Consider the following 205-nt stretch of genomic DNA (forward strand, 5'->3'; position numbering starts at 1 on the left):
GGGTCACATGCCAGATCCATCAGAAGGAATTGGTAACAAGGGTGACTTACCAACAGGAACCACTTACACTTGGACAAATGGTGAACCAGATGTAACTACTCCAGGTACCCGTGAAGTAAGTATTACAGTTCATTACCCAGATGGCTCAACAGATGTTGTAACAACTACTATTACAGTTGTTGATGATAAGACCACTACTCCAGAA

The 205-nt window shown here is 42.4% G+C and carries 1 protein-coding gene; it reads left to right on the forward strand.

Annotated features, from left to right (window positions below):
* On the forward strand, nt 1–205 hold a 205-nt coding region (locus H5R88_RS00585; protein WP_182600028.1), incomplete at both ends, for a Rib/alpha-like domain-containing protein.

This window comes from Limosilactobacillus agrestis, from assembly GCF_014145585.1.
Lineage (GTDB): Bacteria > Bacillota > Bacilli > Lactobacillales > Lactobacillaceae > Limosilactobacillus > Limosilactobacillus agrestis.